10 protein-coding genes are annotated in these 6710 nt (G+C 67.2%); 5 read left to right on the top strand and 5 right to left on the bottom strand.

Features of this window, described 5'->3' with window-relative positions; all coding sequences use genetic code 11:
* Positions 1–37: 37 nt before the first annotated feature.
* From D1648_RS09500 to D1648_RS09480, 5 genes are all read right to left on the bottom strand, one after another.
* Positions 38–799: a DUF2268 domain-containing protein gene (locus D1648_RS09500; RefSeq protein ID WP_122941061.1), complete on the bottom strand. Its 762-nt coding sequence runs from the start codon at positions 797–799 to the stop codon at positions 38–40.
* A 120-nt stretch (positions 800–919) separates the two neighbouring features.
* Complete coding sequence (locus D1648_RS09495; protein ID WP_122941059.1) at positions 920–2293, bottom strand: LuxR C-terminal-related transcriptional regulator; 1374 nt, start codon at positions 2291–2293, stop codon at positions 920–922.
* Between the two features lie 60 nt (positions 2294–2353).
* A complete protein-coding gene (locus tag D1648_RS09490; protein WP_126281982.1) occupies positions 2354–2776 on the bottom strand; it encodes a DUF6283 family protein in 423 nt (140 codons plus the stop codon).
* 9 nt (positions 2777–2785) lie between these two features.
* Positions 2786–3478: a hypothetical protein gene (locus D1648_RS09485; RefSeq protein ID WP_122941054.1), complete on the bottom strand. Its 693-nt coding sequence runs from the start codon at positions 3476–3478 to the stop codon at positions 2786–2788.
* 284 nt (positions 3479–3762) lie between these two features.
* Positions 3763–3951: a hypothetical protein gene (locus D1648_RS09480; RefSeq protein ID WP_122941052.1), complete on the bottom strand. Its 189-nt coding sequence runs from the start codon at positions 3949–3951 to the stop codon at positions 3763–3765.
* A 143-nt stretch (positions 3952–4094) separates the two neighbouring features.
* Between D1648_RS09480 and D1648_RS17900 the strand changes: the two genes are divergently transcribed.
* The 5 genes from D1648_RS17900 to D1648_RS09455 all read left to right on the top strand — a co-directional run bounded on the left by D1648_RS17900 (position 4095) and on the right by D1648_RS09455 (position 6559).
* Positions 4095–4256 carry a hypothetical protein gene (locus D1648_RS17900; RefSeq protein ID WP_164518660.1) on the top strand — a complete coding sequence of 54 codons (162 nt, stop codon included), beginning with the start codon at positions 4095–4097 and terminating at the stop codon, positions 4254–4256.
* The gene (locus tag D1648_RS09475) at positions 4253–4804 is read left to right on the top strand and encodes a hypothetical protein (protein ID WP_122941050.1); all 552 of its coding nucleotides are present in this window, start codon (positions 4253–4255) and stop codon (positions 4802–4804) included. The genes D1648_RS17900 and D1648_RS09475 overlap by 4 nt, the downstream gene beginning before the upstream one ends.
* Before the next feature lie 643 nt (positions 4805–5447).
* Positions 5448–5798: a hypothetical protein gene (locus D1648_RS09465; protein WP_122941045.1), complete on the top strand. Its 351-nt coding sequence runs from the start codon at positions 5448–5450 to the stop codon at positions 5796–5798.
* Entirely contained in the window at positions 5798–5986 is a 189-nt protein-coding gene (locus D1648_RS09460) for a hypothetical protein (RefSeq protein WP_122941043.1), read from the top strand. The genes D1648_RS09465 and D1648_RS09460 overlap by 1 nt, the downstream gene beginning before the upstream one ends.
* A gap of 297 nt (positions 5987–6283) precedes the next feature.
* A complete protein-coding gene (locus tag D1648_RS09455) occupies positions 6284–6559 on the top strand; it encodes a hypothetical protein (RefSeq protein ID WP_122941041.1) in 276 nt (91 codons plus the stop codon).
* Positions 6560–6710: the final 151 nt, after the last annotated feature.

Genomic DNA, 6710 nt, shown 5'->3' with positions numbered 1-6710 from the left:
TCCTCGGTGCTGCCATGCTCCTCATCCTCCCGTGGATTCAGAGCCTCCACCAGACCCGGGGCGATTCAAACAGTTGTGCGCTGGAGTCGCCCAGCACCCAGGCGGCGAAGTCTGCCATTCCTGTGACACCCAGGCCGCTGGCAACCTTCGCCAAGACTTGGTCGTCGGAGCGGGTTTCATCGCGCACGAAGTGGGTGTAGCCGGCGTCGCCATACAACTCGGACGCGAAAACGTCGGCGAGCCCTTCGGACACAACGTGCTCGCCAACCATCACCGTCTGTGGGTCCCACACGATCCCGCCGGGTGAATAGCGCACGTTGTGGTGCAGTTCGTGGACCGCGATCGCCTCAAGGCGATCGAGAACGCGCGAGGTGGGCCAGACGGTGATGGCGATGTAGCCGCTGATGCCGCCGAACCCTGACATCCCTTGCACCTCGTCGACGAAGTGCTGGCTGGTCGGATCTCCCAGGACGAGCAGCACGTTCAGGTCGGGGATGGTCACACCCGGATCGGCAGACGTCAACGCTGCGACCCCGTCCTCGAGGGCCTTCTCGATGCGGGTCCACGCATCGGCCGCGACAAGGGATTCCAGACCTTCGCGGACCTGCTCGATCGCGGAGTCCGGACGGAAGCCGAAGTTCTGCTGGTGCACGGTGGCCATGTCCACGCCGCCGGGGATGAAGTGGTACATCCCGGCCATCGGAGCCCACATGTCACGGATGAGGTCGGCGCGATCCTTCGCGTCCGCCGTCAGGACTCGGTTCATGCTCGAGGCACTGTCAATCATTGAAATGGTCATGACAAGCGACCGTAAACGTTGACGCTACGACAAGGTCAACCGTTTCCTCGATCAATGTCCCCGGTCAGTACACCTAGAGTCGAGGCTGAGCTGAGCCGTGTTCGTCGCGGCCTAGTGCATCTAGCGCCACGGCTTGCCGATGAGGTCGAGCATGTTGGCGTCGCGGAGAGCGCGACGGTCCGCGCTGCTGACCAGTTGGCTTTTTGTCGCGCCAACCTTTCGAAGGGCACGGGCCCGGTCCAGGCGATCGGGATTGCCCCTGGGGTTCTCGAAGAAGCGGCCGTCGGCGAGGTGGATCTTGACCGTGTCCTTGCTGACCCCGAGCTGCTGAGCGATCTCCGCACGGGAGGAACCTTCAGCTTGAAGACGAAGGGCGTGCCTGCAGATCTCGAGGCGCTCACGCATCTTGGCGCGGGAGTAGTCGTTGACCCCGGCCTGTGATGGGATGGCGATGCCGGCTTCGTCGGCGGCCGCAGAAATCGCCCGGTGCGAGACGCCGAGCGTTTCGCTGATCTCGCGACGGGACTTCCCGCCTTCAAGCAGCGAGACGATCTCGGAACGGATGCGACGCTGCTCTGGATTGACACGGGGAGCGCGGGTGTCGACACCTGCGTTCTTCAGTGCCCGAGAGACGATTCCGGAGGACACTCCATGGCGTCTTGCTATGTCGGCCTGCTTCCATCCATCGTGGAAGTCCGCCACGATCTTCTCGTTCCTCTGCCGGATCCTGGCGGTCTCACGCTTCTGGCGCTCGTAGCGCTTCTCAGCGAGATAGCGATCAACACCTCGCGGGACGGCGCTGAGGCGAACCACTGATGGAATCCCGGCCTGTGGAGCGAGGTGCCTCAGCGCGATGAGGTACGGAAGGGTCTCAGTGGTGAGGTGGAAGCCGTCACGAACAATCTGTTCGCGAGCCGGTTCTTCGAGGGCGTCCCAAAGTAGGTCGAGGAGGCGCGCATACTCCTCATCCGAGGGCAGCAACTTGTCCAGTTCGCCGAAGGTCGGCAGTGCGACGAGTCCGCTCGCGATAAGGAGCCCGGTTGTTCGCTCGAAGTCGCAGCGATACTGGAGGGGAACAAGCACACGAGCCCCCGTGTTGTTGAGCGCCGCGATCCTCGCATGCGCGTAATACGCGTATCGGGCCGACGCGTATCCGAGGCGCGAGCCGTCTAGGTCGATGGCGAGAGCGTGGTCGTCGTGCTCGTTGAACGGCTCAGGGACGAGCTCTCCCCAGGTCTCCACCAACGTGCCCGGAGGGTGAAACCAGCGCGACGGGTCCGCGTACATAGCTCCTCGCACTCCAGCCCACCTCAACGGGATGTCGTTGAAGTCGCGATCGTCGTCCAAGGAGAACGTCCGTGCGATCTCCCAAGTCGTCGTACGGAGTTCTCGTTGAGGTCGCTCATACTCGTGCTGGGGGCGTTGATGGGTTCTCCCTCGCGCGCTGAGGAGCTCCTCGCGGGACACCAGCAGGTGCAGGTCGATCTGCTTCATTCCCGAAGATTAGCGAGGCTCGGAGGGCAGAGGACGACGGGTCTAAAGATTCGCCAGGAGTCAGGGGCGGTGATCACGTTCGCGCCTGACGCGGGCGCGTTCGAGCTTGGCAATCGTCGCGCGTGCTCGGGCGTCGGGGTCGCTGATCGCTGCGCTGCCGTGACGGGCGGCGTCGGCGCCGGTCGGCCACAGCGGCACCGTTGTGGAGTACTCGGCGCAGGAGGGATCCAGCCTCCCGTCGGTGATGCCGATCCGCACCGCGAGGAGGTCGAGAGGATCGCGGTGCCCTAGCCAGCCGGCGCACACCGAGCCGTCCTGCTGGTGGCAGGTGAACACGCGCGCGGAGGTCTGCTCGGGGATGTCGCCGTCGTAGCCGGGCAGCTTCGCGTACTCGCTCTCGTCCCAGACGCCGGAGGGCACGCCGCGGCGGTATGGGCAGGAGGCGCAAGGGGTCTTCCGCGGGAGGGCGGGGGTGTCAGCCATGTCGTCTCCTCAGCGCGGCTGCGTCTCGGACTCGAAGTCGGAGAACGGAAGCCGGTAGGACTCGTCGTCGAGGGTGATCCGCGCGGCCTCGACCGGGCCGGCGAAGTTGTCGTCCATCCACTCGCGCACGGTACCCGCGGTCAGGCGACGCACGTCGCCGTCGACGTACCCGGTGCGATCCAGGTCGAGATCGCCAACGGCGTCGAACCAGACGTCTGCCGGAAGCTGCGTGCCCTCCTCCCGCGACAGCAGGGTCGTGGGGGAGGGATCGAGCACGCGCACCGAGCCGGTGGCCTCGTCTCGATCGAGGATCCTCACCGGGGGCATGGGGCCGAGACTCCCATGGAAGATCCTCGGGCGCGAGCCGGACCGCAGGGCGGCGACCGGCACGTCCAGAGTGGACAGCGCCGAGCCGACGCGCGAGGGCGGAATCACGAGCTGGCCGCTGCCGCTCGAGCTCCCGGCGTCGAGCAGGAGGCCGCGCTGGGACATGCCCTGAAGGTCCAGGCTCTCGTCGAGGAGGTAGACCCGATGCGTGAACTCGCACGCGTGTCCGTGGGTCGCCGGGTAGACCTCGCCGAAGAGGGCACGGCCGGCGTCGTCGTACCCGGTGCCGAGCGTGATGGCGACCTCTTCGGTGCTCCCGTCAGGGCCGGTGCGCTGAGCGGAGGTGGGGAAGGTGTCGATGACGTGCAGAGCCATGGCTGGCCTACTCCCTGTGGGTCTCTGGAGCGGCTTCGTCACCACCGAAGTGGGCGAGCTCGTGCAGTCGCGGGACGAGAAGCAGGTCCGGCGTCCCGCCAAGGCTGGCAGCACCCACTGACGCGGCGACCACGCCTTCTCATCCCGCCCCGGAAGGACCACTCGCATGGCCGAGTCCCCCGCGACCGAACAGGACTGGGGATGGTCGTGATCTTGGCTTCATATGCGCTGCGACGCTGAGCCGGCGCGGCATGGGGAGCCCTCATCGACGGGGCGGAGGTGGCTCAGATGGGCCAGCGAGACCAGGACAGTACCTGTGCGTCCTCTGGGACAGGGCAGGCGGCTTGTGCTTCCTCCCACGTCGCCCCTTCTCCGGTGATGGTGGATTGCTCGAAGGCGTCGATGGTGCGGTCGCGAGAGGGGACGTCGGTGTAGTCGACAGCGAGGGCGATGCGGGCGTACGCGGTGATCATGATGCGTCCATGATCTCGGCTTCGGCGCCGCTTCGGGGGATGGCGGGCTGTGTCTTGTGGCTCGTCCCTCGAGACGATCGGCCCGCCCACTGGGAAGGTGACGTCGGAAGCATCGGCGACACGGCAAGGGAGGGGGTCTCCCGATGAGCATCGAGCTCGGAACGGAGGTCGCCCTGATGGACAAGGACGCCGCCAAGGCGGGCCGGGCGAGGGTGTCCCACCCGGGCGGCACGGTGGCCATGAAGGGGTACGGCGACCTGGTGATCGGACCCGCGGAGCCAGACAAGGAAGGGGACGCCTCATGAGCTTCACCGCCACCATCAACGACCAGCAGTTCACTGTGACCCCGAGGAACCGTCTGGAAGCCCTCGCGACGCGCCCTGCCGCCCTCAGATACAGCGGCAGCGCGATCATCGCCGCCGCATTCGCTGTGCTCGGCACGGGCTACTCGCTCATCTCATCCTCGGTGCTGCCGCCTGGGGGAGATGCCCGCGGCGCCCTCGTCGGCCTGGCGATCAGCATGCTCGCGCTCACGGTCGGCGTCGTGATCCATCGTCGCCTGCAGTCGCTCCTGCGTTCCCCTGAGGCGTGGGCAGCGCTGCCCACCACCGGACAGGGCGATACACCGGCACCGTGGCGCACAGTGCTCCACGTTCCCCGGAGGGCGGTGTTCGGGGTTGTCGTGGTGGCGGTGCTCTGGGTGCCCGGCATCCTCCTGCAGCAATCCTCCGCTGGCACTGCGCAGATGCTCGGGGGGCCGCCATGCTCCCCGGGGTCGCGCTACTCCTCCTGGGCAACGCCACCTGCGTCTGGGTGGCGTTCTCGGCCCTCATCTACATGCTCTGGAGCCTGATGCCGCCAGGTGGTGCGCATGACGCTGCTTCCGAGGACCCTCAGCAGCGGAAGCGAAGATCATGAGGCGTCCCATCCCTCGGGGCGCGGTCTTGGCCGCTCATCTGCTCGCCTGGGCTCTCACATGCGTCGCATTGGTCGCGAGCCTGGTTGCGCTGGTCTGGGTGCTGTCTCTGGGGATGACTGCTGCGGGTGCGCTGCTTCCCGGGTCGATCGCGCCGGATCCAGGCACGCTGAGCGACCTGTGGTCGCGGGGCCGGGAGCCCGTGTTGGTTTCCACCGGGGTAGCGATCATGGCCGTCATGGGCGCGCGGTACGTGCAGCGCTGGGTGGACAGAGAGAGGCCCTGACTGCGTGGCCCTCCATGCAGCGCGGACAGCGCCTGCATCCGATCGCGTCTGGCCCGGGCGGCGGGCGCGACACCGAACTCAGCCCGCTGTTGTTGGCGATGGACGGGTTCTCCGAGCATCCCCTGCGCCACCCATATGAGCGTCCTGTACCCACCGGGTGCGACAACCAGGTCCGCGTTGTGGGCACGGAACCAGCCGTCGGCTACCGCTGAGTGCGACCGATCGTGGCGCGGGCGTTGTGCTCAAGCGTTCCGGGGTGTCCCGTGGGAGGTCCTCGTCGCCCACTGCTCCGCCATGCACACCGTCTACGCCCCGCGCCACCCCGTCCCCGTCGCGGACTACCCCTCTGACAACGCCGCCACCTACGCCGAGGTCCGCAGCGACGCTGAGCGCGTCAGCCTCGCCGGCCCCTTCATCGACGATGACACTCCTGTGGGGCACTTCGGGATCGTCGTGAGCAACATGGGCGGCGTTCAGACCTACTGGTTCAAGGGCTCGCTCGGCGATGCCAACGCGCGCGTCGTCGCTCGCACTCAGATCATCCGCGGACGGCCCATCCACTACGTCGGCGGAAGCTTCTTCGGCGGCACCCTCACCCTCGCCCGGGACAGCTCGCGCACCGACGAGCGGAAGGCCGAGCAGTGATGGACACCTCTACCTCCGCCGATCCGCTTCTGATCGCCGCGGCCGGTTGCACCGTCTGCGTCCTCCTCACAGCCGCGGTCCCCCTGGTCGCTGCCAAGACCGGTCGGGCCTCCTGTGGGTTCTGGATGCTCCTTGCTGGCTTCGCCGGCGCCGTGGCGGTTCTGCTGCTCTTCTCGATCGTCCTTTGATCTCGCCGCTTCGGGCCCGCTTTGACGTCCGCCTTCGGCGGGCCCTCGCATGAACGGGGCTGTCCGCTTTGCTGCGATGATCCGCTGTGCACCGCGCAGCGCAGGGCGGCTCCGTCGAGAGGGTGCCTCGCATCCTGTCGGTGAGGTGGGCGTGGGCGCCGCGGGAGGTCATGGCGCCGGTAGCTGAAACCCCTCGGCTCACGCCGACAGCTCCCCACAGGAAGGGAAACGTCCCGCGACGTGTCGACTGCGCCCACTGATCTGTCGGACCCACCCGCACGTCCGACGGAGGCTACGATGTCCGCACCGACCACCACGGCCACGAAGACCAAGACCACGCGCGACGATGTCGCGTTCGCGCTCTGGTTCGCACGCGAGTGGGACCATCCGAGCTCCGACCTCGCGCAGGCCCGACGCGTCTGGAGCAGCCCGGACGCCGAGGACGAGCGCCGCGAGTACGTCGACCTCGCCGCGGAACGCGACGGCCACTCGGCGCGGCCCGATTCCATCCGCGCCCTGCTCACGCCCGACGAAGCCGCGGCATTCGACGAGCTCGTCGCTGCGTCAGCCTGAAGGGGGTGAAGCGGTGGTTCACCGCAGGACGCTACTCGTCCTCGCCATGGGGGCAAGTGCACACTTTGCCCTGACTGGGTGCACGAGCATCCCCGCCTCCTCCGACAAGGTTCAGGAGCGGGTCGATGCATTCACCTTCCCCTCGGACTGT

Source organism: Brachybacterium sp. EE-P12, from assembly GCF_003711805.1.
Taxonomy (GTDB): domain Bacteria; phylum Actinomycetota; class Actinomycetes; order Actinomycetales; family Dermabacteraceae; genus Brachybacterium.
Note: the sequence above shows the minus strand (reverse complement) of the source record. Positions and strands in the feature narration are given on the sequence as shown.